Origin of the sequence: Antricoccus suffuscus, assembly GCF_003003235.1 — a bacterium.
GTDB classification, from domain to species: Bacteria; Actinomycetota; Actinomycetes; order Mycobacteriales; family Antricoccaceae; genus Antricoccus; species Antricoccus suffuscus.
The window spans coordinates 14,002-39,621 of the sequence record NZ_PVUE01000004.1 but is presented as its reverse complement, the minus strand read 5'-3'; the positions used below and the strand labels follow the sequence as shown (position 1 = coordinate 39,621).

26 protein-coding genes are annotated in these 25,620 nt (G+C 63.0%); 11 read left to right on the top strand and 15 right to left on the bottom strand.

Annotated elements, in window-relative coordinates; genetic code table 11:
* Positions 1-6: 6 nt before the first annotated feature.
* From CLV47_RS06590 to dnaA, 5 genes are all read right to left on the bottom strand, one after another.
* On the bottom strand, positions 7-921 hold the full coding sequence (locus tag CLV47_RS06590) for a hypothetical protein (protein ID WP_106348237.1): 915 nt from the start codon (positions 919-921) through the stop codon (positions 7-9).
* 5 nt (positions 922-926) lie between these two features.
* Positions 927-1,484: a DciA family protein gene (locus tag CLV47_RS06585; RefSeq protein WP_106348236.1), complete on the bottom strand. Its 558-nt coding sequence runs from the start codon at positions 1,482-1,484 to the stop codon at positions 927-929.
* Positions 1,485-1,534: 50 nt separating this feature from the next.
* On the bottom strand, positions 1,535-2,713 hold the full coding sequence (recF, locus tag CLV47_RS06580) for a DNA replication/repair protein RecF (RefSeq protein ID WP_106348235.1): 1,179 nt from the start codon (positions 2,711-2,713) through the stop codon (positions 1,535-1,537).
* A gap of 92 nt (positions 2,714-2,805) precedes the next feature.
* Positions 2,806-3,942, bottom strand: coding sequence for a DNA polymerase III subunit beta (gene dnaN / locus CLV47_RS06575; RefSeq protein ID WP_106348234.1), 1,137 nt, complete (start codon positions 3,940-3,942; stop codon positions 2,806-2,808).
* Between the two features lie 376 nt (positions 3,943-4,318).
* A complete protein-coding gene (dnaA, locus tag CLV47_RS06570; protein WP_170110984.1) occupies positions 4,319-5,971 on the bottom strand; it encodes a chromosomal replication initiator protein DnaA in 1,653 nt (550 codons plus the stop codon).
* A gap of 643 nt (positions 5,972-6,614) precedes the next feature.
* Here dnaA and rpmH point away from each other — a divergent pair.
* The 8 genes from rpmH (at position 6,615) to CLV47_RS06530 (ending at position 13,810) form a co-directional block, all read left to right on the top strand.
* Positions 6,615-6,752 carry a 50S ribosomal protein L34 gene (rpmH, locus tag CLV47_RS06565; protein WP_106348233.1) on the top strand — a complete coding sequence of 46 codons (138 nt, stop codon included), beginning with the start codon at positions 6,615-6,617 and terminating at the stop codon, positions 6,750-6,752.
* 24 nt (positions 6,753-6,776) lie between these two features.
* Positions 6,777-7,133 (top strand): ribonuclease P protein component, encoded by a 357-nt coding sequence (gene rnpA, locus CLV47_RS22755; protein ID WP_106348232.1) that lies wholly within the window; start codon positions 6,777-6,779, stop codon positions 7,131-7,133.
* Positions 7,123-7,416, top strand: a complete 294-nt coding sequence (gene yidD, locus CLV47_RS06555) for a membrane protein insertion efficiency factor YidD (protein WP_106348231.1) — start codon at positions 7,123-7,125, stop codon at positions 7,414-7,416. Before rnpA ends, yidD begins: the two co-directional genes overlap by 11 nt.
* Positions 7,409-8,560: a membrane protein insertase YidC gene (gene yidC, locus CLV47_RS06550; RefSeq protein WP_106348230.1), complete on the top strand. Its 1,152-nt coding sequence runs from the start codon at positions 7,409-7,411 to the stop codon at positions 8,558-8,560. The genes yidD and yidC overlap by 8 nt, the downstream gene beginning before the upstream one ends.
* Before the next feature lie 63 nt (positions 8,561-8,623).
* Positions 8,624-9,289, top strand: coding sequence for a Jag family protein (locus CLV47_RS22845; RefSeq protein ID WP_106348229.1), 666 nt, complete (start codon positions 8,624-8,626; stop codon positions 9,287-9,289).
* A 17-nt stretch (positions 9,290-9,306) separates the two neighbouring features.
* Positions 9,307-10,038 carry a 16S rRNA (guanine(527)-N(7))-methyltransferase RsmG gene (gene rsmG, locus CLV47_RS06540; protein WP_106348228.1) on the top strand — a complete coding sequence of 244 codons (732 nt, stop codon included), beginning with the start codon at positions 9,307-9,309 and terminating at the stop codon, positions 10,036-10,038.
* Between the two features lie 1,193 nt (positions 10,039-11,231).
* Positions 11,232-12,389, top strand: coding sequence for a ParA family protein (locus CLV47_RS06535; RefSeq protein ID WP_337589560.1), 1,158 nt, complete (start codon positions 11,232-11,234; stop codon positions 12,387-12,389).
* A 74-nt stretch (positions 12,390-12,463) separates the two neighbouring features.
* Positions 12,464-13,810: a ParB/RepB/Spo0J family partition protein gene (locus tag CLV47_RS06530; protein WP_106348227.1), complete on the top strand. Its 1,347-nt coding sequence runs from the start codon at positions 12,464-12,466 to the stop codon at positions 13,808-13,810.
* A gap of 12 nt (positions 13,811-13,822) precedes the next feature.
* On the opposite strand, the gene CLV47_RS06525 is transcribed toward CLV47_RS06530, so the two are convergent.
* The gene (locus CLV47_RS06525) at positions 13,823-14,974 is read right to left on the bottom strand and encodes an N-acetylmuramoyl-L-alanine amidase (RefSeq protein WP_106348226.1); all 1,152 of its coding nucleotides are present in this window, start codon (positions 14,972-14,974) and stop codon (positions 13,823-13,825) included.
* Positions 14,975-15,213: 239 nt separating this feature from the next.
* On the opposite strand from CLV47_RS06525, the gene CLV47_RS06520 reads away from it, so the two are divergent.
* Both CLV47_RS06520 and CLV47_RS06515 read left to right on the top strand, forming a co-directional pair.
* Positions 15,214-15,489, top strand: coding sequence for a hypothetical protein (locus CLV47_RS06520; RefSeq protein ID WP_106348225.1), 276 nt, complete (start codon positions 15,214-15,216; stop codon positions 15,487-15,489).
* 491 nt (positions 15,490-15,980) lie between these two features.
* Positions 15,981-16,709, top strand: coding sequence for a hypothetical protein (locus tag CLV47_RS06515; RefSeq protein ID WP_106348224.1), 729 nt, complete (start codon positions 15,981-15,983; stop codon positions 16,707-16,709).
* 111 nt (positions 16,710-16,820) lie between these two features.
* Here the strand turns inward: CLV47_RS06515 and CLV47_RS06510 are convergent, their stop codons facing one another.
* Positions 16,821-17,204: a hypothetical protein gene (locus CLV47_RS06510; protein ID WP_106348223.1), complete on the bottom strand. Its 384-nt coding sequence runs from the start codon at positions 17,202-17,204 to the stop codon at positions 16,821-16,823.
* A 378-nt stretch (positions 17,205-17,582) separates the two neighbouring features.
* A complete protein-coding gene (locus tag CLV47_RS06505; RefSeq protein ID WP_106348222.1) occupies positions 17,583-17,810 on the bottom strand; it encodes a hypothetical protein in 228 nt (75 codons plus the stop codon).
* A 210-nt stretch (positions 17,811-18,020) separates the two neighbouring features.
* Between CLV47_RS06505 and CLV47_RS22450 the strand changes: the two genes are divergently transcribed.
* Entirely contained in the window at positions 18,021-18,755 is a 735-nt protein-coding gene (locus tag CLV47_RS22450; RefSeq protein WP_238145258.1) for a GNAT family N-acetyltransferase, read from the top strand.
* Between the two features lie 24 nt (positions 18,756-18,779).
* Here CLV47_RS22450 and CLV47_RS06495 read toward each other — a convergent pair whose 3' ends face one another.
* The 7 genes from CLV47_RS06495 to CLV47_RS06465 form a co-directional block, all read right to left on the bottom strand.
* Complete coding sequence (locus CLV47_RS06495) at positions 18,780-19,472, bottom strand: HAD family hydrolase (protein ID WP_106348221.1); 693 nt, start codon at positions 19,470-19,472, stop codon at positions 18,780-18,782.
* 424 nt (positions 19,473-19,896) lie between these two features.
* Positions 19,897-20,259, bottom strand: a complete 363-nt coding sequence (locus CLV47_RS06490; RefSeq protein WP_106348220.1) for a hypothetical protein — start codon at positions 20,257-20,259, stop codon at positions 19,897-19,899.
* A gap of 125 nt (positions 20,260-20,384) precedes the next feature.
* Positions 20,385-20,714 (bottom strand): thioredoxin, encoded by a 330-nt coding sequence (gene trxA / locus CLV47_RS06485; RefSeq protein WP_106348219.1) that lies wholly within the window; start codon positions 20,712-20,714, stop codon positions 20,385-20,387.
* A gap of 180 nt (positions 20,715-20,894) precedes the next feature.
* Positions 20,895-21,848: a thioredoxin-disulfide reductase gene (trxB, locus tag CLV47_RS06480; RefSeq protein WP_177557503.1), complete on the bottom strand. Its 954-nt coding sequence runs from the start codon at positions 21,846-21,848 to the stop codon at positions 20,895-20,897.
* 113 nt (positions 21,849-21,961) lie between these two features.
* The gene (locus CLV47_RS06475) at positions 21,962-22,933 is read right to left on the bottom strand and encodes a hypothetical protein (RefSeq protein ID WP_106348217.1); all 972 of its coding nucleotides are present in this window, start codon (positions 22,931-22,933) and stop codon (positions 21,962-21,964) included.
* 142 nt (positions 22,934-23,075) lie between these two features.
* The gene (gene sigM, locus CLV47_RS06470; RefSeq protein WP_238145257.1) at positions 23,076-23,645 is read right to left on the bottom strand and encodes an RNA polymerase sigma factor SigM; all 570 of its coding nucleotides are present in this window, start codon (positions 23,643-23,645) and stop codon (positions 23,076-23,078) included.
* 94 nt (positions 23,646-23,739) lie between these two features.
* Positions 23,740-25,422: a protein kinase family protein gene (locus CLV47_RS06465; RefSeq protein ID WP_146135304.1), complete on the bottom strand. Its 1,683-nt coding sequence runs from the start codon at positions 25,420-25,422 to the stop codon at positions 23,740-23,742.
* Positions 25,423-25,620: the final 198 nt, after the last annotated feature.

The following is a 25,620-nucleotide window of genomic DNA, read 5'->3' as shown; positions in this document are numbered from 1 at the left end:
CTCTCGTCAGTCGTTCATCGACGAGGTCCGCAATGCGCGCAGCATCGCGCCCAGTATCAACAGATGCCGCGCCAGCACATTTTCGTCATGCGGTCCCTCGGTCGTGATCAGGATGTGGTTGCTATGTGTCCACAGTTCGTCGGTGTCGTGCCCGGAACAGAGCGCGTCACGGACATCTTCGTCGATCAAGGTCGACAGCGTGCGCAACTCTTCCTCGCCGTTGGCCGCCAGCAGTTTCCATCGGGCGTCGAAGATCGGGTCAACTGTCGGGTAGGCAACCATCCCGCGCGATGGCCCCATCCGGTAACGCGACGGAACGACGCGCACATCGGGCAGCGACAGCATTGTCGGTACGGCGGTGACGCACTGGCGTACGGTGCGCCCGAGCCGGCTGTCCTCGACCGCGTCGAACGCCACGAAATTCCACTCGCCGGGCGGCAACCCGTCGGCGGCACGATTGGTGAATGGGTCGAATCGGCCGCGTACGACGTTGCCGGCCCGGTAGCCGTGAATCGGCAACGGCAGCGTGCCAAGCATCGCGTCTGCCTCGTCGTCCGATTCGCTGATCTGCCAGCCGAACTCCGAGACCGCCTCAACTAGACGGCCGAGCTTCTCGTCTCCCGGCACCATGGCCAGTGGTACGCCGGCGGACGCAATGAACCTAGCGGTCTTGTTGGAGAGCAGCCGGTCTTTCAGCGATTTGCGTGGTTGGGCGTCATCCGGCGTGATCCGCGCATCGTCGTGGCTGGTCGCAGGCCGCCAGTCGGACGGTGGCTGGTTGGACGGCGCGTAACCGTCGGGCGTGCCTGAGGCGAGGGGATCCTGTCCGGAACCCCCGCGCACGAACGGATCGTCGATCGGTCGCTCGTCGAACCGTGGATCGTCCGCGGATCCGTCATCGGGTCGTGGTTTCTCAGCCATGATTTTCAGCCATATGTGTCCCTTGGTCCTCGTCCGCGCATAGACCGGCGGCCCTTCTTCCAACTCGGCGCGACCGGTCCTTGCACCCTGATACTGGTCACAACGTCTGGGCCGACGCTTTCGTTTATTTTCAGGTGCAGACGCCGTAGCTCGAGTCGCAGTTGGGTGGCCCAGGCCGTGGAGACGGCTCGAATCGTCAGTACGCCGGCCTCCAGCGACACCGGAGTCGTCTTCTCGGCGAGCATTTCTCCAACGATCAGGTCCCACTGGCCGAAGATCCGCCCGCGTTGCATGTCCTCGCCCCAGCCGTGCACCTGCGCGACCCGTGAAAACACCGAACCGAGCGCCTGCGGGTCGCGTGCGGACGGCCCGGCACCGGACCACCGGCGTCGTCGCGGGCTTTGGTCGGTCTGGCCGACGCGTCTCGGCGTACGACGGGCGCGTGGCAGGTATTTCCCGGCGTCGACGCTGCTGCCGGAGATATGCAGCATCGACGCGAAGGATCGCGCCGCAGGATCGACGGCGGGCGGCGTTGCCGCGTCGTCATCGTCCTCGTCAGTCATGGCTTCCACTCTAGGTCGCGGACCGGCTGCGTGTCGGGCCGACGTCGGGCTCAGTCGGCGGTCGTCTGTACGACTGTTCCGGCGTCGACGTAGTAACTACGGGCACCGAGCTCGTCCGGTACGTCGCTCTCGACGGCGGCGGTGATCAGCGTCTGTTCGGCGCCGATCGCGACCCGCGCCAAATGGTTGCGTCGCCTGGTGTCCAGTTCGGCGAACACGTCGTCCAGGATCAGGATCGGCTCGTTGCCCTCGGCTCGCAGCAGCTCGTACGACGCGAGCCGCATCGCGAGTGCGATCGACCAGGACTGCCCATGGCTGGCGTAGCCCTTAGCCGGGAAGTCGTCAAGGGTGAGCAGTAGCTCGTCGCGATGCGGGCCGACAAGAGTGACGCCGCGTTCGACTTCCTTTGGCCGGGCCGCCGCCAGCCGTTCGGCTAGCCGTGCGGCGATCTGGTCGACGGCCGGTACGGCGCCGTCTGCCGCGGCGGTGCCCTGTGCCGGCGTGGCGGTCGAGTCCGCGCCGTCGTCGCCGCTGGCTCGATAGGTCATGCCGACGGTGTCCGCCGCCCCTGAGATGTTGGCGTAGGCCTCCTCATAGAACGGTGACAGGTCGCGCACTAGGGTCAGCCGGCCGTGCAACAGCGCCGCGGCAGCACGCACCAGATGCCCGTCCCAGACATCGATCGTCCGCAGGTCGCCGGCCCCGCCGGCCCGACGCGCCATACCGGCCGTCTTCAACAGCGCGTTACGTTGCCGCAAAACCTTGTCGTAGTCCGAGCGCACACTGGCGTAACGCGGGTAGCGCACAGTCAGGAGGTCATCGAGAAACTTTCGTCGTACACCGGGGTCGCCGCGCACCAGCTCGAGATCTTCTGGAGCAAACAGCACGCTGCGCGAAATCCCGATAACGTCACGAGTCCGCGAGACCGGCGAGCGGTTCACCCGAGCGCGGTTGGCTTTCCCCGCGGTGATCTCGACTTCAATCAGCAGTTCACGGTCGTCGTTGACCACTGCTCCGCGGACGACTGCGCGCTCGGCGCCGCGGCGGATCAGCGGGAGGTCGCTGGCGACGCGATGCGAGCTGAGACTGCCCAAGTAGCCGACGGCCTCGACCAGGTTGGTCTTGCCCTGTCCGTTCGCGCCGATCAGCACGTTGGGTCCGCGCGCGAAATCCAGCTGCGCCTCGACGTAGTTACGAAAGTCGAGCACGTGGAGGCGGGAGATATACACGTCCCGAACCCTCCATCAATGTGCGTGCGCCCGAACCCGACACAGCCGGTAGCGCGATCAGCCGCGAGCCCGACAGTCGCTAGCCGAGCGGACTAGCCGGGCAGCCGCATCGGCATGATCAGGTAGCGGTACGAGTCCAGATCGGACTCCTCCGACGCGGCCTCGGATTCTGACGGGGTCGGGCTGAGGACCGCCGGCTTAGTGGACGTGACGAACTTCAGCCGGACGGACGGCACGTGAATCGCACCCAGACCATCGAGCAAGAACGTCGGGTTGAACCCGATCCGGATCGGGTCGCCATCGAACCCGCTGGCCAGCGACTCCTCGGCCGAACCCTCGTCCTCACCCGCGACGGTCAACGTGACGGTGCCGTTTTCGAACCCGAGCTGTACCGGCGTGCCGCGATCGGCGACCAACGCGACGCGGCGTACGGCCTCGACCAGTGGCGCCACCTCGACGTCGGCCTGGGCAAGGGTCTCAGATGGAAGCAACTTGCGAAACGGAGGGAAGTCCGGGTCGAGCAGCCGAGTCGTGGTGTGCCGGTCGCCGCCGGAGAAGCCAATGATCCCATCGGCTGCGTTAGCCAGGCCGATCGAGATCTTTCCGGCGCCGGCAAGAGTCTTGGCCGTGTCGCTGAGCATTTTCGCCGGAACGAGTACGGCGGTCGACGTGGACTCCTCTGGCTTCCAGGACATCTCGCGGACCGCGAGTCGATAACGATCGGTGGCGGCGAACGTCAAGGTGTCGCCCTCGATCTCGATCCGGACACCGGTCAGCATCGGCAGCGTCTCATCGCGGCCGGCGGCGACGGCGACCGTCGCGACGACCTGCGCGAACTCATCGGCATCGACCGTGCCGCTGACCGCTGGCATCGACGGCAGCGCTGGATAGTCCTCCACGGGCATGGTCGGCAAGGTGAATTTCGAGGAGCCGCACTTGATGGTGAGCCGCGCTCCATCGACCGCGAACTCGACCGGTTTGTTGGGCAGGGCTTTCGTGATATCGGCCAACAACCGGCCGCTGACCAGCGACTTGCCGGAGGTCTCGGTCGCGGCGTCGATGCGCATCTGAGTCGAAACTTCGTAATCGTAACTGGAGACGGTCAGGTGGTCTGCGTCGACCTCGAGCAGGATGCCGGACAGCACCGGCATGGGCGGGCGTTGCGGCAAGCTACGCGCAACCCACGCCACGGCGTCGGCCAGTGACGCGCGCTCGACCTGAAATTTCATCGAACCTCCACGGGGATCTGCGCCCTGATGCGCAGCGGACCAACACTGTCCCAGATCGACCGGTATCCACACACAGCGGGCACCCTAACTCGAAACGGATTCTTATATCTAACACTCTTCGTAGTCGTAGTAGGGCCTGTGAATTCTGTGGATAACCGTCGTTTGTCGAGGTCACCCGGTTTGGCAGGCTGGTGATGGACTGTGTTCGACACGGTTGATAACGGTGGCCGTGTGTGGATGACACGACTGGCGCGGTGCTCCTGCACATCGGGCTCAACAGGCTGTACACGTCTTTGCACACAGTTATCCACAACCGGTAATTCCATAGAATCCCAAGAATTCACTGAACCATGGGCGTGTCGATGTGCGGCGGCGCTCATCGACGTCCTTCGGACTTGATGAGGGTGGTCAGCTCGCTGACTTGGTTATAGATGTGCCGCTTCTCGACGAGTTCCTTGGTGACCTTCTTGACCGCGTGCATGACGGTCGTGTGGTCCTTGCCGCCGAACTCTTGACCGATCCGAGGCAGCGAGAGGTCGGTCAGCTCGCGGCAGAGGTACATGGCGATCTGGCGGGGCATCACGAGGATCTTGCTGCGGTTGCGTCCGCACAGGTCGTCGATCGTGACGTCGAAGTACGTCGAGACCACGTGCATGATCGTCTGCGCGCTGATCAAGGAGCTTTCGTCGTTGGGAACGAGATCCTTGATGACGTGTTCGGCGAGCGACAGATCAATGCCCTGGCCGGTGAGGTTGGCGAATGCCGATACCCGGATCAACGCGCCTTCGAGCTCGCGGATGTTGCTCTGGATCCGGTTAGCGATCAGCTCCAGGACCTCCGGCGCGATGTTGAGGCCCTCTTGCGCGGCCTTACGCCGGAGGATCGCGATGCGGGTCTCGAGATCGGGTCGCTGAATGTCCGGAGTCAGCCCGCCGGCGAACCGACTGCGCAACCGGTCCTCGAGAGTCGTGAGCTCGTTGGGCGTGCGGTCGGACGTAATCACGATCTGCTTGTTGGCGTTGTGCAGCGTGTTGAAGGTGTGGAAGAACTCTTCCTGGGTCTGCTCCGCGCGTTCGAGGAACTGGATGTCGTCGATCATCAGGATGTCGACCTCGCGGTAGCGGCGCCGGAACTGCTCGCGCTGATCGCCGCCGCCCTTGCCGACCCCGGCGATCGTGTTGATGAAGTCGTTGGTGAACTCTTCGGAGCTCACGTAAAGCACATTGATGTTGGGGTCCATCATGTAGGCGTAGTTGCCGATCGCGTGCAGCAGGTGGGTCTTACCCAGGCCCGAGTCGCCGTAGATGAACAGCGGGTTGTAGGCCTTCGCCGGGGTCTCTGCGACCGCATTCGCCGCGGCGTAGGCCAGTCTGTTGGACGGTCCACGCACGAAGTTCTCGAACGTGTAGCGCGGGTTGAGCCGTCCTGGCGTGATGCCTGCCTTGGTGACCGAATGGCCGCCGACATGCGGGCGGTCCGGCGTACCGTTGCGCGGTTCGTCGCTGAAGTCGGACCCGTTGTGCTGTGGTACCGGGACCGGCGAGCTGAACGGTGCACCGTCACCCGGACCTCGGTCGTACGGCGATTGATCGGCGCTTCGGCTCCGCCCGCTCCAGTCCGAGTCCTGCGGCTGCTGCTCGGGCCGCGTAGGTCGACTCGTGGCCTGCTCATCGTGGGTTGGCGCTTCGTGGGTTGGTACGTCGTGGGCTGCTATGTCGTGGTTGAGGGGCTGCTCGGGCTCGGCCGCGGGGGCCGGTTCGACCGGCGCGGAGTTATCCACGGTCACCGCGACTTGGATGTCGCGTCCGAGAGTCTTCGACAATGCCTGGGTGAGAATCGGTCGTAGCCGTGTCTCCAGCATGTTCTGGGTGTACGTGTTGGGCGCGGCCAAGAGGGCCGTGCTGCCCATTAGGCCCAACGGCCGGGTGACTCCGAGAATCGCCCGATTCTGCCCGGTCAGCTCGGAGTCGTCGATATTTCCGAGTGCGTCGTTCCACACCACTTCGAGTTCATGCGGAACCTCGGTCACTCGGAAGTCCTTCCACTGCGGTTGCCACCCCGGACGTCGGGGTTATCCACCATATCTGTGGATAAGCCTGTGTATTACATCAAGACAGGACAAGATGGCGCGGGGTTATTCACATAATTGTCCACAGGGTGTGCAAAGACAGACGTCCCGGTAGAGCGGCATCGGACGGTCGCGGATTCGGGGGGAGCGCGTGTCGTCGATGTCGGAGATCGACAACGTTACAACCGATCGACCGCGCCCCACAAGTTAATCAGGGGCGATATTTATCGATTCTCGGCGCGTCGCGAGTGTTAATTCGCGGGGTGGAGTGACAATGCAGCCCCAGCCAGCAGCTTCATGCGTCCGCGGCGCGCACGAGTGTCTCTGACTACACTTGTGGAGGTGCGTTTGACCTTCCTTGGTCCGATCCGTACCGTAGAAAGGTCGCATCTAGCGGCACCCGGCGCACTGATCTTCCCCATCACGCGCGATCTGTCCATGCATCGTGGGCTCGTCGTACGACGAGGGGTGCGGATCGGCGTTCCTGGGCACTGTCGGCTCTCGTGCCGACGATCTGAGATTTGTCATTGACCATTTGGTCGCCCGCTACAGAGGGCGACTGGCATGCCGTGAGGTATGCACGTAGTTCGAGGAGAGCCCGCCAGTGAGCAAGCGGACGTTCCAGCCCAATAACCGTCGTCGCGCTAAGACGCACGGTTTCCGTCTTCGCATGCGCACCCGCGCCGGTCGCGCGATTCTTTCCTCGCGGCGTCGCAAGGGTCGCAGCGGCATCTCGGCATAGCGCGCCGAGCGGTCTCACGGCGCGATGCTCGACCACGGGCAGCGGATACATCGCAGCGCCGACTTCGGGGCTGCTATTCGCCGTGGTCGTCGCGTCTCGCGCGGCGGGCTCGTGATGCACGTACAAGAACGCATCGGTCGGTCTGAGCCGACCCGGTGCGGTTTTGTCGTATCTAAATCCGTCGGCGGCTCCGTCGTACGACATCGAGTTACCCGCCAGTTGCGCCATCTGTGCCACGACCACTACGCCTCGTTTGCCCCCGGCAGTATCGTCGTAGTGCGAGCGCTGCCAAGCGCAGCTACGCACTCGTTCTCACAATTATCGGCAAACTTTGAATCTATACTTGAAAAGTTTCGCAACGGGAGGCCTCGTGGAAACTGACCCGAGCGCTTCGGTGGCGATCCGCGTCGTTCTTGCGCCGATAGAATTTTACCAACGGTGGATCTCGCCGGCACTCCCCGCGAGCTGCCGCTTCTACCCCACTTGCAGCGAGTACGCCGTACGTGCACTACGCGAGCACGGAGTGATCAAGGGCCTCGGCTACGCCGTGATCCGACTGCTCAAGTGCGGTCCGTGGCACCCTGGCGGGGTGGACCATGTGCCGCCGCGCCGGCGTGCACGATACGAGCACACAACATCACAGCTGACGGAGACACATGCTTGACTTTTTGTATTACCCCATCGCCTGGGTAATGAAGATGTGGCACGCGTTGTTTTCGACGTTCATCGATCCGGCCAGCGGTCTGGCGTGGGTGCTCAGCATCATGTTCCTCGTGTTCACGGTGCGTATCATCTTGTTCCCGCTGTTCGTGAAGATGATCAAGTCGCAGCGTGCGATGCAGGAGCTACAACCGGAGATCGCCAAGCTCAAGGCCGAATACGGCAAGGACCGGCAGGGCCTGTCCGAAGCGATGATGAAGCTCCAGAAGGAACGCAAGGTCAACCCGGTCGCGGGCTGCCTGCCGATGCTGCTCCAGGCGCCGGTGTTCATCGCGCTGCTGCATGTCTTGCGCCGACTGGGCCCGGGAGCCACCGGCCTGTATTCGTGGAGCAACGAGCTGACCCACCAGGCCTCGGTCGCGCAGGTATTCGGCGCCCCCATTTCATCAAACTTCCTGATGAAGGGCCCGAAACTGCAGCAGATGATCGACGTGACCGGCACGACGTCACACAACATCAAGATCGTCACCGGCATCCTCATCGTCGTCATGTGCACGACGCAGTTCATCTCGACCAAGCAGATCATGAAGCGGTCCGGCCCAACTGCGGCCGGCCAGATGCAGATGGTCCAAAAACTCATGCTGTACGGCGCACCGATCGGTCTGCTTGTTTCCGGTACCTTCTTCCCGCTGGGTGTACTCGTCTACTGGTTCACCAACAACTCGTGGACTATCGGCCAGCAGTTCTGGGTACTGAAGAAGATGCCGCCACCGAATACGACGCCCGGAGCGGCCGATAAGTCCGCTAACGTCGATCCGACCAAGCTTGTGCCGAAGCCTGGCGCCAAGCCCGTTCGTCGGCCGGCAAGTGCGGCCGTCATTGATGGCGAGTCGACCGTCGTCGAAAACCCGACGAAGGCAGTTGATGCGACGCCCGGGACGCCGACTAAGCCTGCGAAGGGCAAAAATGGCACGCCGGCAACTAATGGGGTACCGAGTGCGAAGCGCAAGGCCGCCGATGGTGCCAAGAGTGCGGCACCTAAGAACGGATCGCCGAAACCGGCATCGGGCGCGACCAACTCGGCGCCCAAGGCAGGCGCGAAACCAAAACCCGGTAACCGGCCGCAACAGCGACGCAAGAAGCGCTGAACCACTTATTTAGTTTTCAACAACCCGCTGACGCAGCGGTAGTCTTTTATAGAGGAGTAGTACATGTCATCGGACGTTGACCAGCAGGAAACGACCAATCAGGGCGACCAGGCCGAGGTAGCCGAGCCGACCGCTCGGCAGGCCGAAATCGGTGCGGACATCGACTCCGACGGGGCGGCTGATTCGACTCACGTCGGTAATTCGAGCGACTCCGACGACTCCAGTGACTCCGATGACGATAGCGGCGACGCTGATAATGACGATGACGACGTCGATCCGTTAGTCGAGGAAGGCGATATCGCCGGCGACTACCTGGAGCGCCTGCTAGACATCCTCGACGTCGACGGCGACATCGATCTAGACGTCGAAGGGTCGCGCGCTGTCGTGGCCGTGGAAGGCGGCGATCTCGCGCACCTCGTGGGCGCCAAGGGGCAGACACTTGACGCATTGCAGGAGCTCACACGCCTGGCGGTCGCCGCTCGCACCGGCAATCGCAGCCGGCTTATGCTCGATATCGACGGCTACCGCGCGGGGCGACGCACTTCGCTCACCGAGCTCGCCGAGCGCACGTCGCGCGAGGTGATTGAGTCCGGTGACTCGAAGCGTCTCGCACCGATGAACCCGTTCGAACGCAAGGTCGTGCATGACGCGGTCGCGAAAATCGAGGGCGTCAGCAGCGAATCCGACGGCGAAGAGCCATCACGCCGCGTCGTTATCAGCCCGGCGTAACCGCGTCATCACGCTCGTTGTCTGATCACTCTTCCCCACTACGCCCGACTGAATCCACTAAGACGGGCCCGCAGCCCGCGCCGCCGAATGCCAGTGCTATTTTCGGTTCTCGCTTGGAACTGGCGGTCGCTTACCATGACTCCTTAGTCACCGCTGGGCCGATTCGTGGGTTGAATGGTCCTCGCGAGATTCCGGTCCTATGGAGTCGGCACATCATCAACTCCGCGTTAGTCGGGTATCTTCCGTCGCGCGTACTGCCTGAGGGCGCGACGGTCTGTGACGTGGGGAGCGGCGCGGGGCTGCCTGGGATCCCACTCGCGATCGCGCGTCCGGACCTCCAGATAACCTTGCTTGACCCGCTCGAGCGGCGTACTAATTATTTGCGCGAGATAGTAGCCGAGCTCGAATTGACGAATGTGCGTGTCCTGCGTGGTCGCGCGGATCCAGGCCGTGATGCGACGGCGGGCGAATTCGCCATGGTTACCTCTCGTGCGGTGGCGCCGCTAGAGCGACTGTTGTCGATGTGCCTGCCGCTGATTGACACGGACGGCTGGTTTGCGGCGCTTAAAGGTAAGCGCGCGAACCAAGAGATCGACGAGCTTGCGCCCGCCGTACGCAAGAGAGTTCGTGATCTTGAGGTCTTGACGACGGTTGGCCCGGGCGACGTCGATGTCGCTACAGTAGTTGTGGCTCGCGCGGTGGTCCACGACTCGCCGCGAGGGATCCAAGGGAAACGGCGCAGCAGATGAGTGTTGATAGCAATGTGACAGATGGTGAAGGTGATTCGAACGTGAGCGCACCGGAAACCGGCCTCGGCTGGCCTGCCCTCCGCGATCAGAATCGTCCTTCCCAACCATCTGCGCCGCTAGGCTGGGGTCAAGATGCACGGGCCGCTTGGGATGTTGCGACCGACGTTTCACGTGAAACAAGCCCAGACATAGATGTCGGGGTCCCGCAATGCGGCTCTCAGGAGCACATTTCGCGTGACGTCGTCCACGGGGAGAACGCCACGCCCTCACCCGGCGGCTCGGACGACGTTTCCGCGGTCGCGAACGTCGACTCACCAAGGTCTGACGACGCAGCGTCAACTCCGATGAGTTCGGCGCGCCCAACGGCTCCGCTTCTGGAACGCTGGGACGGCGATTCAACGGCAGGAGTGGACACCACTTCGCCAGAAGTGCCCGACGCCGGCCAACCCGTCGCCGGTCTTGTTGGCGTGACGTCGGAGTCGCCGCCGGCCGAGGCGCCGCCTGCGACCAGTGATGTTTCACGTGAAACGCCTCTGGTGGATGACGCTCCGCGAGGTGAAGCGGCGACAGGCGTGGCTCTTGCGGGCGCACCCGCCGACATCGACTCGTCCGACGCGGATCGGCCGGGGTCCGCCGGGAACAACATCGGTGCGACACGCATAGCCGGACGGAATGAGTCCGCTGAGCGGCACGGAACGGGCGGACGGGCACCCGAGGAGTCGACCAACGCGCCTGACGTTCAGGCCGCCGACGCTGCCCACACCAACTCGACGGCCGATGTAGCCGGCTCCGCGAAGGCTCATGACGGGACTATGCAGTCTGTCGGTTCGCCCTCGAGTGGCGCTCCGCTTGTTTCACGTGAAACAGCGGCACTCACCTCTGGCGCCCACGAGCGCACTGCTACGTCTGCCGATGGGGCCGGCCCAGGTGGAGCAGGACCCCGCCCGCCGTCCAGTACGCCGCGCGCCGACCTGTCGACCGGCTTAGATGGCGACATGTCACGTAACGGGAATTCGTACGTGCCCGGCGACCAGCCGGGCGCCGGTGTATCCGCCGACTCGGACAGCGGTGTTTCACGTGAAATTGGTGCGATAGCTGACTCCGACGTGGAGCACGCGACAACGAACCGCGTCGAGGATGTTTCACGTGAAACGCCACGAGGCATCGGACCGAACCGGTCCGATGATCCGGCCGTGGCACCGCGCGCAGTCACCGACAGAGTCGGCGACGAGAATGCACCCGCGCGCGACGATGGGGCCGTCGCCCAAAGTCCACGTCGATCTGATCCGGTTGTTGATACCAGCGAAGAGCATTCCGCGATTCAAGAGTCGCCGACCGTGGCTGCCGCGGCGGCACTGGGCGGCGCGACGCACACTTCGGGCGCCGACCGCTCATCGGTCGATGCGCCAGGCGACGCGTCCGATGACGTACATCCTCCGACGCCTGAGATCGCGGCGCCGTCACCTGTTTCACGTGAAACGTCGCTACCAGCCGCGTCATCTGCACCGGCGTTAGAGGCGTTGGCCCGTCCGGCTAAGACGCGGATTATGACTGTTTCGAACCAAAAGGGCGGAGTCGGAAAAACCACCACTACGGTGAATATGGCCGTCGCGCTAGCGATGCGGGGAGCGCGCGTCCTGGTTATTGACCTCGACCCGCAGGGAAACGCGAGTACCGGCCTCGGGATTGACCATCCCAACGGCACTCCTTCGACCTACGACGTCATCGTCGACAATGCCGAGCTTGCTGTGGTGGGGGCGAACGTTGAGATCCCTGGTGTGCCTGCGGGCCAGCTGCTCTGTGTTCCCGCTACGAGTGATCTTGCTGGCGCCGAGGTCGAACTCGCGGGCGTCGTTGTAGGTCGCGAGTTTCGGTTGCGTAAGGCAATAGATGCGTACGTCCAGTCGCGCGAGGGTGAGGACCGCGTCGACTACGTGTTTATCGACTGCCCGCCGTCCCTGGGACTACTGACCGTCAACGCACTGGCGGCAGCCGGCGAGGTGCTCATCCCGATACAGTGCGAGTACTACGCGCTGGAGGGTCTCGGTCAGCTATTGGAGACAATCGAGCTTATCCGAGGCTACGTGAACCCGGCCATCGTGGTTTCCACAATGTTGCTGACGATGTACGACGCACGCACGAAACTTGCTGGTCAGGTGGCACAAGAGGTACGCGAGCATTTCGGCGATACCGTGATGGCCACGATTATTCCGCGCAGCGTCAAGGTCTCCGAGGCGCCGAGTTATCGCCAGTCAGTTATGACGTACGATCCTTCTTCACGTGGAGCACTGAGCTACTTGGATGCTGCGCGCGAGCTCGCGTCGCGCGATCCCAAGCCCAATACCGAGTAGCGTTCCGTAAGCCCGAGTGCGTGAGGCGGTTCGGGTAGTCATCATCGACAAACATTTTGATCTGAGGTCCGCGCATGAGCGATGAGAAGTCCCCCCAACCGTCACCATCGACCGCTCGCAAAGGCGGACTAGGACGCGGGCTGGGCGCGCTCATCCCGTCCAATCCGCTCGGAAACTCGGCCGGACGCGGACATTTCTGGAGCGCACTGGACAATCCGCCGAAGGGCGAGCCGGGTGATACGGAGCTGGTGAAGTCCACCGCGATCCCCGCTCTGACGAAGCCCGTGACTACTCCTGAGAAGGCGTCTGGCGCGGATACCGAGGGCGACGACAACGCGCCTGTTGATAACGTTTCCGCGGAACCTGCAGGTCACGATCGCGATAATGAAGTTGTCCACAACGGCGAACGGGCTGTGGATAACGATGTTTCACGTGAAACTGACGAGTCCTCCGGAGACTCCGTCGCGACTGAGGTCGATTCCACCGGGACCGAAAGCGTGGCCGACGGCGAACTGATTGAGCCGCCCGACAACGTCGAGGGCGTCAATGCTCCCGAGGGTGCCAACGCCTTCGAGGGTGTCGCGGTACTCCTTGAGCTCGACCCTGCAGTGGTGCTCCCGAACCCGAAGAACCCGCGGACGGTCTTTGACGAGGAAAACCTCTCGGAGCTTTCTGCATCGATCAAAGACTTCGGCCTACTGCAGCCGATCGTCGTACGTCGGGGGCCAGACGATGGAACCTATGAACTCATTATGGGAGAACGTCGTCTGCGGGCGGCAAAGCTCGCCGGCGTGGAAACCATTCCTGCGATCGTTCGGCAGACCGAAGATGACGCGATGCTGCGTGATGCCCTGCTGGAGAACATCCATCGCGTCCAGCTCAACCCCTTGGAGGAGGCTGCGGCCTACCAGCAGTTGATCGAGGAGTTCGACGTCACGCACGACGAACTCGCGCACCGGATCAAGCGAAGTCGGTCGCAGATCAGCAACATGCTCCGATTGATGAAGCTACCTCCGCGGGTACAACAGCGAGTCGCCGCAGGGGTGTTGTCGTACGGGCACGCGCGCGCGATCCTCGGTCTCGAGGATCCTGATAAGCAGGAGGCGCTCGCAACGCGAGTAGTCGCCGAAGGTATGTCGGTTCGTGCCACCGAAGAGGCAGTATCGCTGGCATCGGAGGATCAACCGAAAAAGCGCGCCACTCGACGCAAGCAAATCACCGCTCCTGCGCTGCGCACGCTCGCGGAGAATCTATCGGACCACTTCGATACTCGGGCGATCGTGCAGCTTGGCCGCAGCAAAGGCAAGATCGTCGTCGAATTCGGCTCGATCGATGATCTTGAGCGGATCGTCGCGCTCATGGCACCGAAGCTGGCGACACCACGTGAAAACGCCGCGGCGGATACCGACACCGCTGAGTGAAGCCGGGCTGGATTACGAGGGCAACGAGTTATAGAGCTCGGGCGGAAAGTGCCACGTGCCGGTCGGTACATCGTTGTCAGCGATGAGGTAAAAGCGCTGAATAGCAGCCAGGGCGCCTTCGGCGAGCGTGTCCCGGCCGTCGGGGTCCGAGAGTAGCGCGCGGTCCGCGGCGTTGGTTAGGTAACCGAGCTCGACCCGTACGGCCGGCATGGCGGTCAACCGCAACAACTCCGAGCTTTGCGGATGTGTCGCGAGGTCGACCACGTCGACGCGCGCGCACAGTTCACGATGAAGGAGCGCGGCGAACTCTTCCCCGACGTGCGACGTGCCGTTCGACGTGCCGTAGAAGAATGTCGCGAGTCCGCGGGCCTGCGGATTTCGATCCCTATTTATATGCAGGCTTATAAATAGATCCGCCTGGACGTCGTTGGCGATCTCGGCGCGTTGCGCCGGCGTACGTGACTCGTGTGGCGCATGGGTCAAGATGGCATTCGCACCCATGACCGACAGTCGGCCTTCGATACGGGCCGCGAGATCCCAAGCGATGTGTGCCTCGGTCAGGCCGTCTATCGCCTCAGCGTGCCCCTCGCTCACGCTGGGAGCGTCCAGGACGATTCGCTTACCCACCAGGGCGGGCCCCGAGGCCATCCGGTGGACTTGTGAGCGCAGCCGGATGGCGGACCCGCCAACCACCTTGGGTCCGAGCCGCTCAAGCGCTCTGAAGGTCTGTGGCCCGCAGGTGGCATCGGGCGTCAGGCCACAGTCGTTCTGGAACGCGGCCAAGCCGGCTGCGGTGTTTGCTCCGAAGATGCCATCGGCATTGCCTGCGTCGAAGCCGAGTTCGAGTAGGCGCTGCTGCAGGGAAACCACGTCGTCGCCGCGCAGCATGTGTCCAGGTGTGTAGAGAAGCAGCCGGTCACCGAGTTTGTATCGGGCTTCGTTGAGCTGGCGGTAGGTGTCTTCGTCGACCTCGCCGGTCGCGGGCAATCCGCGAGACTGCTGGAACTGCCGCACAGCCAGTGCGCACGCGCCATCGAAGATCTGCGCGTGTGGATCGTTGAGATGGAGCGCGGCTTCACCGGAGGGTATGAGTGCTAGTGCCTGTAGAGCCACGCGTACGTCGATCACGGCCGGGCCGCGGTCTCCGAGCCGAATGCTCTGCACGTAGAGGTCTCCTCACAGGTTGATGGTGTACGCCGGCCGGCGGCCCGCGCGCAATAAGCACAATACCGTCTGAGAACGGCCGTGCGCCTGGCCAACGAATGTGACGAGTCGCCAACAAGCCGTCCCGCTTCGCGGCAGACCGTCCGCAGCAGGCCGGGCACGCGCCGATTACCAGTGTCTCGGTCGGCGGCGGCTTCTGGTCCGGCGCGCATGTCACTGACTCCGGGCAGTGGCGCGAAGTGCTCACCGCGGCCGACCAGCAGCAGCTGCGCGATGGGGAGTCGGTGATCCGGATCGCCGGCAGGCCATTGATGTATGCCTACTCGCCGTCATTTCGGGAGGACCGCCGGCTGCGCAAGACCATCACGACCGAGGAGACCACGGTCCGCGACATCGTGGCGCGGGCCCGCGCCAACAGTCACGATCAGCGCACCAGGGACCGTGCGCGGCATGCGGCGCAGTACCGCGAACAGGTCACGCAGAACGCGATTCACACTGACGGAGGCACGTTTTGATCGGACCAAGTCCGGGACACGTCTGGAGTCGCGTCATGGCCACGACCTACTCGAAGGACACCAATCGCATACCCAACAACTTGTCCAGAAATGACCTCCGGCCGCCCTCTTTATCTGGACTTCGTCACTTAAGGTTTCGATGACCTTGACGTTTACCTCATGAACAGTGTTAGCGACGAGGCCTCAGCGCCGTGCTTTGCTAGCCGAGCCAACCCGCCGGCGATAGCAGTAGTCAGGTTCACCGAATTGTCCCGAATTGAGCCGATGACACCCCGGTCGGCAGGGTCTGCACTTCTCCGCGACGTGTCGCGGTAAAGGATCGCTTCTCGGAACGGCTGGTCGGGACTACGTATTTCGTTGAATCGCGCGACACGCCGACGACTTCGTCAAGCGCGAGCCTTCCCATGCGCGCCCTAGGAACGCCGATGGTTAAGTAGGGTATCGAAGCGCCGTTGTAATGGTTGACGTCGATATCGAGGAGTCCATTTCAGATGACTGAGGCAACGAATCCGTTCGCGATCGGTCGCCTCTTGGAGGAACTGTCCTGGGAGGGGCGGAACGTCCGTGGCTACCGAGCCGGTGGTCTAGGCCGGGAGAATGTTCTCACGACGCACGCTTTGTCCCTGCTGGATTATCTGCCTCGGAGCGAGTTTCTAGGGGGAGTCTTGCGAGGTGCGGCAGGCGCAGACGTGGCGCGCGAAACTCTAGTCGACGAGTGTGAGGATGCCTCGTTCATGGTTCTTCCGGACGAGTTGCTGTTGGCCTCGCGCATAAAGATTCAGCCGGACGCGCGGATTCTGTCCGCAAGTTGTTACATGATGGTTGAAGCCAAAGGCCCGAAACGCTCATCGTTCCAACCTGAACAGCTTGCGCGCGAGTACCTTGCGCTTTTGGATGTGACTGGCCCGCGACGCCCGCTGCTCTTGCTGATGCTAGGTGTCGCTCCACCCATTCGGGTACAAGGCAGTGGCCTGATGACGATCGAGGATGCGACTGGACATGGTCTGAGATTGCTGGCCGAAAGAGGCGTCCAGACGGAGACGCCTCACGAGGAGCTCCTGGAACGGCTGCCGGAGATTCTTTCTTGGACGACATGGAGCAAGATCAGCGACATTGTTGACGATCTGGTGAACCATCTTCCCGAGAGCTCATCCATTGATCGATCGATCCTGCGCGTTGCGAAGGAACTTGCCGAGACACTCAAATGGCACACGGCATGACTTGCCTCCGGCATAGTCCCTGCCGCGTACACCAGCGTTCCAGGCTGATTCGGCCCATTTACCAGCTGGCAGGCCGGGGTGGGCGCGCAGGCCGGCGGCGTGGTTGGTGAGTCAACCCAGGTCAATAGTTGCGACGTATCGGGCGGCGGTGTCCTCAACCTGCCGAGCGGGGACCGCTTCGAGCATGCCGGCGCCAATCGCGGCATACAGCCCGGCCGCGACCCGGCGGTGACGCCTGGCGGCGGGTGACTCGTAGCCTCGTGCGACGTACGAGCTCGGTGACCGTATCGAAATCCATACCGGGGTGACGAGCAGGCGCGTGTCCGCGCCGTCGGCGCGGTCCCTCGTTTGTACCGGTGGGGCCCGGTCGGGCAGATCCCCTGCCTCATCGTCGGTTGTGCCGATATACGTGCCATCTCCGCTATACAAGCCGCCGTCCGGGTGCCGTTCGAGGTGGGCAGCGACGCATTCGGCGGTAGCGGAGATATCCCCCAACGGAGCGCCGTGTGCCCGCTTTATCTGAACCTCATTGCCTCAAGAGCCCGACATGGGGGCACTACGTCATGAGCAGTGTCATCGACCGGCGTCGCCAGTGTCGATCTACTCATCGGGCGCTAGCAGTTGCCGGTCCACTGGTGTCAGGACAGGCCGTCCATCCGGGCGACCCGCGCGGTCTACGAAGCGAAGTCAGGTCGGTGGCATCAGGAGTAGCCCCGCGTCGTGGTCGATCCCTGACCTACGGACTAGACGTAGGCGAAACGTCCACAGAACCGGCGCCGACAATCGGGCCATCTCACCCCGCAGCAGCCCGCGAACGAGACCGAAAGAGACAAAGACGTCTCAGTGGTCGAAGATCCCGGCTCTCGGCATCAGCTAGTGATGCTCGGGATTGAACAGCGGTTCTCCGTCGTTTCCGCCGAGTAGGAAGCCGAACCGGTCAAGGTCAGCACGCAACTTGTCACTGCCGTAGGCAGAGTTGCCGACGAAATTCTGCAGTGAGGTGTTGATTGGATCGTGCTCGGCATCGAGCCACTCACGCAGGAACTGCAGTGGTTCGGCTAGTTCGGCCGCATCGGCGTGATCGAGCGTCGTGGTGCGCATACCACTAAATCCAGCTCCTTGCGCCGACCGTTGACATCGGTCGGCAGTGATCTGCGTCGGGAGGTGCACACCTCCTCCCTGCTCGCTTCTTCTAGGGGCGGGGTTCAGTGCGAGTACAACGCCGCAGAAGGTCCCTGGCCGGATAGTGCGACTGCGAAGATTGGATCGATTCGTATAAGCATGTGGGGAACCATGTGGGGAACATAGGGCATGCTCGGAGTTATGTACGTCTTCTATGTGCACCGGCAGGTCTCGCGCTGGCGTCTGGTGCTGCGCGACGGTGACGCTTTCCCGGATGTGACGACAGCCGAACAGTGGCAACGGACGCGGATACGCACTGCTGCGGACACCAACGTAGATGTCCGCGACGACATCGCCAGTCGCGGATACTGCCTGTTCGCGATAACGGCCACCTTCGAGGATCTGAATCGCGATATTTCCACCCACGGCAAGAGGAAAGAGCGACAACCACTGGCGTCATTAGCGATCCGCGGCCGCCGCTTTGACCTGATGCAGGCGACCGAGCACGACGTACCTGAGCTCGTCCAACTGCTCGCTGATGACGCTCTCGGTGCCGATCGGGAGAGCGATGACCTAGTCCCGTACCTGAAAGCATTCCGTCAGATTGACGCCATTACCGGGCACTTACTACTGACTGTGCGCGATGACTCCGCGAAAATGGTGGGGACTATCCAGCTGACCCTTCTCCCGAGCCTCGCGAGACAAGGCGCGTTGCGACTACACATCGAGGCCGTTCGTATAGTCGGCGGCGCCCGAGGGATTGGCCTCGGCTCCGCATTGTTCACGTGGGCACACGAGTACGGCCGCCAGCAAGGCGCCACTGTGGCTCAGTTGACCTCAGATAAATCTCGAACCAATGCACACCGCTTCTACGAGAGACTCGGGTACAACCCCAGCCACGTCGGCTACAAGTACTGGCTCTGACCCTCGGCCAGCGGATCGACAGCATTACTTGTCTCGTTGCTCTCGCACCGTGTCAATGCCCGGTCTGAGTTGTTCGGCGAGGAGGCCGTTAATGAGCATCGGCAGGTCTGCCATATCGGTAAAGACCCGCCCGCCGGCGGCGGCAAGTTCCTCACACGGAACATGCCCGGCGTAGGCCAGTACCGCCATACCGGCAGCAACGCCGGCCCGCACGCCGCTCGGAGAGTCTTCGACGACGATCGCGTGTTTCGGCTCGAAGCCCATGCGGGCGGCAGCGTGCAAGAACAAGTCAGGCGACGGTTTCCCGTGGGCGACTTCGGTCGCACTGAATATCCGACCTTCGAAATGCGCCAGCAAGCCGGTATGGCCAAGCGTGAAGCGGATCTTCTCGTGCGAACCGCTCGACGCAACACACGTAGGAGGCGTGATGCGACCAAGCGCCGCCTCAACGCCGGCAACGGCACGAAGTTCATGGGCGAAACATTCTTCGCAGCGGCTGGCGTACTCGTCCAGGAATGTCGGTGGTAACGCGTGGCCCAACCGTTGTTCCACGATGGCTGCGACTGCTGACGTGGAGCGGCCCATGAAGTCCCGCATCGCCGAATCGGCACTTGTCGGTAGTCCGATGTCGGTGAGCATTTGGGCGAAGACGCGGTTAGCGAGTGGCTCGCTATCGACCAGCACCCCGTCACAGTCGAAAATGATCCCTACCGCCATGCCAGAACCCTAACCTCGACCATTGTCATTGTGCCGCAGGGCGCGACCGGTCTCGATTCGCGAGCTGCCCGCTTGGCCATCTAAATTGAAGGCGTGCTACGGCAGCGGCACCAGACCGTCGCGTATGGCCAAATTGCAGTTCGGGTATGTCGCCGCGGCAGCGGGCAGTTCCGCGGTCCGCACCACCAGTCTGCTCAATTCGAACCTGCAGGATCGCCAGCTTCCGTGTTCCGGCGTGGAGGTGTCCATCCCTGGGGCGGTATGAGTTGTGGCCATTCCCAAACAGCCGGTGCGTTCCACGGCAACCGTTCGACGTTGTCACGGCCGCCGCCGCGGTAGCCCCACAGCGTTTTAACGACTCGGAACTCCCACGGTCGCCGGCGAGAACGTTTGGCGAGTTTGCGAGACATGCGTTGGGCTGAGGTCAACAGCCGCCGCCGATGATGCCGAACCCTCGCGCCACATGGATGGCCGCGAGTGCCAGCAGGACTACCGTCCCGCCGTATAGCCACGGACTGGATGGTCGAAGCCGTGGGTGCCTCTTGCGGCCGTCGGTAAAGCCGGTGAAGGCACAGACTACGACGACCAGCGCAACCGCGAGCGCGCCTAGGTTGTAGTAGCTACACGAGACGACCGCACCGTTGACCGAACTTGACCGAAAGACCGTCATCGACACGAAGAACCCGAGAATCGCTACGACCAGGCCGAACTTGAACGCCGTCGGAGTTCTGTCCCACAGCGAGCGTGCCGACGGTTGCGCATTGTCCGCTGATTGTTCCTTCGTCATGACGTCCCCTTAGTCCCACCCGCTCGACTGATCGGCTCACGTCTCACCGAAAACGGTTTCACTAAAAAGACGAGTGCCGCCGGAATGATTGGTCATTCCGACGGCACTACGACGTACGGCGAGGGTTAGCCGATCCACTCGGCGAGCTGCGACTGGATCTGCGCCTTCGGCTGGGCGCCGACAATCGACTTAACCGGCTTGCCACCGACGAATACGGTCATGGTCGGGATCGACATGATCTGGTAGTCGCGGGCGATCTGCGGGTTTTCGTCGATGTTGAGCTTGGCTATGGTGATCTTGTCGGTGTTTTCACCGGCGATCTCTTCGAGGACGGGTCCGACCTTCTTGCACGGACCGCACCACTCGGCCCAGAAGTCGACGAGCACCGGCTTGTCGCTCTGCAGCACGTCTTCGGTGAACGACTGGTCGGTGACGGTCTTGCTGTTTGCTCCCATGGATATCTCCTGTGTCATGTGATGGTCGGTCTGGTGTCAGCGGTACGGCGTACCACCGCGGTCGTGGTCTGCTCTATTGAACTACTCAAGCGCGTCACATATTCCGGGTCGCGCGTGCCTTCGGGTGTGACGCTAAGTCACGCACCCCGTAATACCTGTATTACAAGCCCGCGGGCCGCGTTATTCGTGCTCTGCCAGCCAGCGTTCGGCGTCGATCGCGGCCTGGCAGCCGGTGCCGGCGGCCGTGATGGCTTGACGGTACGTGTGGTCCACGACATCTCCCGCCGCGAACACGCCGTCGATCTTGGTGCGGGTGCTCGGCTGCTCGACCTGGATGTAGCCGGCGGGGTCGAGGTCGAGCTGGCCGGCGAACAGCTCACTGCGCGGATCATGCCCGATCGCGATAAACAACCCGCCCAGCGCGAGGCGGCTTTCCTCGCCGGTCACGTTGTCCTTGAGTAGTACGCCGGAGACCTTGTCCTGCCCTTCGACGGCAAGGACCTCCTTGTTAAGCGCCCACTTGATCTTCTCGTTGGCGCGGGCCCGGTCGAGCATGATCGCGCTGGCCCGGAACTCCCCGCGCCGGTGAATGATCGTCACCGACTTCGCAAAGCGGGTCAGGAACGTCGCTTCCTCCATCGCGCTGTCACCGCCGCCAACGACGGCGATGTCCATGTCCCGGAAAAAGAACCCGTCGCAGGTCGCGCACGCCGATACCCCGCGGCCGAGGAGTCGCTCCTCATCCGGCAGGCCCAGGTAGCGGTACTTCGAGCCGGTCGTGATGATCACCGACTTCGCGCGGTAGACCTTGTCGCCGACGGTCACAGTCTTGGGCGAGGAGTTGAGATCGACGGCCGTGACGTCGTCGGGGACAAGCTCGGCACCGAAACGTTGGGCCTGGCCACGGAGGTTTTCCATCAGTTCAGGTCCGTCGATGCCCTCAACGAAACCGGGAAAGTTTTCAACCTCGGTCGTGGTCATGAGGGCTCCGCCGTACTGACTGCCTTCGAATACGAGCGGCTTGAGCTCGGCCCGCGCGGTGTAGATCGCTGCGGTGTAGCCGGATGGTCCCGAACCGACGATGATGACGTTGCGTACGTCGTCCGTTGAGGGAGAAGCGTTAGCGGTAGTCACAGAAATGCTGGCTCACTTTCGATCTTTGACCTGACAGATGACTAACGCCCATCGTAGGGCGGACATTCCCAGGACACACCGAGATGTGAGCCAGCACTTCGACCCGCTGGAGGTTACGGGTTCTGTACGACGTCCTTGAGTACCGTCCCGCAGTCGTCCGCCTTGACCACAATCATCCGCAGCTGGTCGTTCTTTGCCGGGAATACGAACGCGTAGGCCTCAGTGCCGTCGTAGGTGCCTTTTTGTACGGCGGTAGGTCCGGCGATCGGGCGCTTCGGAATTTCGCTGATGCATTTCTGGCGGCTGTCCGGCTTGGACATCTCACCTGCGATGCCGTAGGTCGCCTTGTTGTTGTCAATTGATGCCGAGTCGGTCACCTCGCTGGCGGCAACGTTAGTCAAGTCTGTACCGGTGACCGAACTATTGTCAGCCTTCGATGAATGACCGGACGCGACGTTGCCATCGTTGGTGCCGCCGCTCTGAGAGAACGCGATCGCGCCGCCCCCGCCGATGACGATAACGGCCGCCGCGGCGCCGAGCAGCATCTTGGTGCGACTGGACCGTTTGGCCCTGGCCGACTGAAAGTCCACGACGTTGCCCGGTCCTGGAGGACCTGCTGGCCCTGGTGCACTGGTGTCCGGGCCTGAGTGCCGCGGGCCGCCCGGGCCAGCGGCCCTGGTGGGTGCGGGTGGTAGTACGGCGCCGGGCCGTGCCGGCGTCGCGTGGTGTCCAGCATGCGGAGTCGTTTCGGCAGGCTGACCGGCACCGGGCGCTGGGGGCGAAGCGCGCAAGTGTCGGACGGTGTCACGCACGGGTTCGCTGCGCCCGCCTTCGGCCGCCAACGCACGCTCGATCCGCGCCGCGACGTCCGCCGGAATCTCTACCGGTGGCAGCGCGGACAGCTGAGCCTGCGTGGCATCCAGCGCGGCGATAATCTCCTGAGCCTGCACGTTGGTCGCGACAATTTCCGCGATCCGTGCGTGGTCTGCTCGATTGAGTACGCCGGCGTGAAAGTCCGCCAATGTCTCCACATCTGGGCATGCCGACGGGTCGCCTGGTCCGGCGTTCCGGTCGTCAAATGTCATGACAACTCCTTGTTGTACGTGCCCCTGATGTGTGGCCAGAACCAGTCCCGAATCGGCGTAGCAAAATACGGCGCAGGTCAGCGCAGTATTTTGGAAAACCCTCCGAGTCGGTCGTAGTCATAACCGATGGTCGGACGCAGGACTAGTCTCGCGGGTTCCGAATGTGTCCCAGAATGACGGCCAGCTTAGCCCGCCCCCGCGCGCACCGACTCTTGATCGTGCCCTCGGGTACATCGAGTACTTTAGCCGCATCGGCGACCGAATATCCTTGTACGTCGACGAGCACGATCGCGGCCCGCTGGTCCTCGGGAATCTTCATCAAGGCGTCTTCGACGATCATCGACATATTGCGCTCTTCAACCGCGTCGCGCGGGTCGACCGGCTCGCCGGGCCCCTCCTCAGGTAGCGGGGCGGTCGGCCGGGCCTGCTTCCGGCGGATCCGATCCAGGCAGGCGTTGACGACGATACGGTGCAGCCACGTCGTCACCTGAGCTTCGGCACGGAATGAGGCGGCCGCTCGAAAGGCTGAGATCAGGGCGTCCTGTAGCGCATCGGAGGCCTCTTCCGGGTCGCGCATCGTGCGCAGTGCGACGGCATAGAGGCGGTTGCGGTGGCGTTGCACGATCTTCTCGAAGGCAAACCGATCGCCGGTCACGTGATCGGCGAGCAGCTCTTTATCGGAGCGCTCGTCCTCCAGTTGATCGAAAGTCACTCAAGCACTCTAACTGTTGCAGGGGCGCGGGCGAAGTCGTAACGGCCTGACGCGCGGGAGGTGAACTGCGGTTTTCGGCGGGCGCGACGAACGGCTACGACGTAAAAGCAACCTCGGAGAGCGAAGCCTGATAGTAGCTTTCTTGGGGGACGAGCTTGGTGATCCACACGACGACGTAGCGCGTCTTCGTGCCTTCGGGAAGCTTGATCTCTGTCTCGCCGTTGAGTTTGGTGTCTGGCACGACAACCGGATATGCATCCAAGCTGGACGCCTGCGGCTCGGTGCCCGTGCGGATCTCAACGGTCGCGCCGGGCAGCGTGGTCGTGATTTTGACCGCGCCTAGGGTCTGCTCACTGCCTAGGTCGTAGACGATCCCGACTCCCGGCTTGAGGTTGCCGAAGTTGGCCGAACCCTTGTACTGCAGCGTGGGCCAGGTGGTGCCGGTGTTGCCGTCGTACGAGAGGTTGAGCCGGTCCGGGTTTTCCTTGCCGTCACCGGGAGGCGGGTCGAGCAACTTGGCGCCGGCGACCGCGATCGGCTGTCCGGCCTGCGGTTTCGCTTGGGAGACCGGCGGTGCCGAGCTCGAACTGGCCGGCGTTTTTGCCGCAGTGGACTTGTTGGAATCGGAGTGGAAAACGCCGCCGATCAGTAGTCCGACGAACCAGCCGATAACCAACAGCGCACACAGCGATAGGAGCACGGCAACTGCGAGCACGAACTTGTTACGTTTCGGCTCGTCCTGCCCGTTACCCATACCCCCGCCGTTGCCATTGTTGCCGTCGTCGCCCGGATCGTCGTAAAAGTCGTCACTGAGCGGCGAGTCATCGTCGCTGAAGCGCGCGAGCGGCCCAGTATCGGCGGGATCGCCCTGTCCGGTCTCGCGTAACTCTGAGTCACTTAACTCTGAGTCGTGCAGTTCTGATTCGCGCATCGTGCCCTTCGCGTCGACGTCGACCGTTGCGGACGCTTGCGCGCGTGCAATCTCCGCCGGGTCGACACCGAGGCTATCGCATACCCCCGTCAGGTCCGTCGGGCCGATTTCGTCTACCGATCCGATGGCGGGCGCGGCGATCGCCGGACCGTCTTCGGTCATCACGATTTGGTCGGGCCGTAGGACGCCGAGACTGAGGCCCGCCTCGGCCAGTGCGCCGAGGCGGCCATGCAGGGAGTCAAGTAGTGCGTCCGGGTCGACCTGTGCGTCGTCGGCGATCAGTTCCTCGAGCGTCGGTCCTTCGAAATAACTGCTGACGATCAGCGCGTGTGTGAGGCCCCTGCCCGTGGACTGCTGGTCGGTCGCGCTCAGGGCCGTGTCGGAGTCTTGGACGACGGCGTCGTAGGTGCGACTGATCAGGTGTTCGTTGACGCTCGCCATGCCGCGGGCCCGATCGACCAGTTTGCTGACGGCGGCTACCTCGGCAGTGGTGCGGGCGGCGGCGAGTCGTACGACGACACTGCGACCAAGGAATTCATCCCGGGCATGGAACGCGTGCCACCCTGGCTGGTTTGCGCAGTTCGCGGCATCGCGGAGGGTCCCGTTGAGTTTGTAACGTCGTCCGCAGATGGCGTTGACGGTCGACTGCGTGTCCTCGATGTCGACCGGCTGTTCCGATCGGGCATCGCCACTTTGCTCGTTACCCGGTTGCTCGACGTCAGACTGTCCGGCTCCGGACGCCGACGCCGCGTCCGGTGGGGCCTCGCTCGAGTGCGGCGTATCCGTCGGTGCCGCGGCTGCGGATTGCTTACGGTCGTGCGCGAGAGAAGTGGTCACATTAGTCAAGACGCGCAACTCCTCCCTCGGGTGACGCGAGTTTCGAGGTGATTCTCAAAAGCAGTGTGTCAAGCGTCTCATCGAGCGGGCCGATCCGCCTACCAAACACACCGTTTCTCTCATAGTTATGAATCGGTGACCATGCGGCTGACGACGACATAACGCAAGGTGAGCGCACTTCCAGAGATTACGCCGGATCTGCGAAAC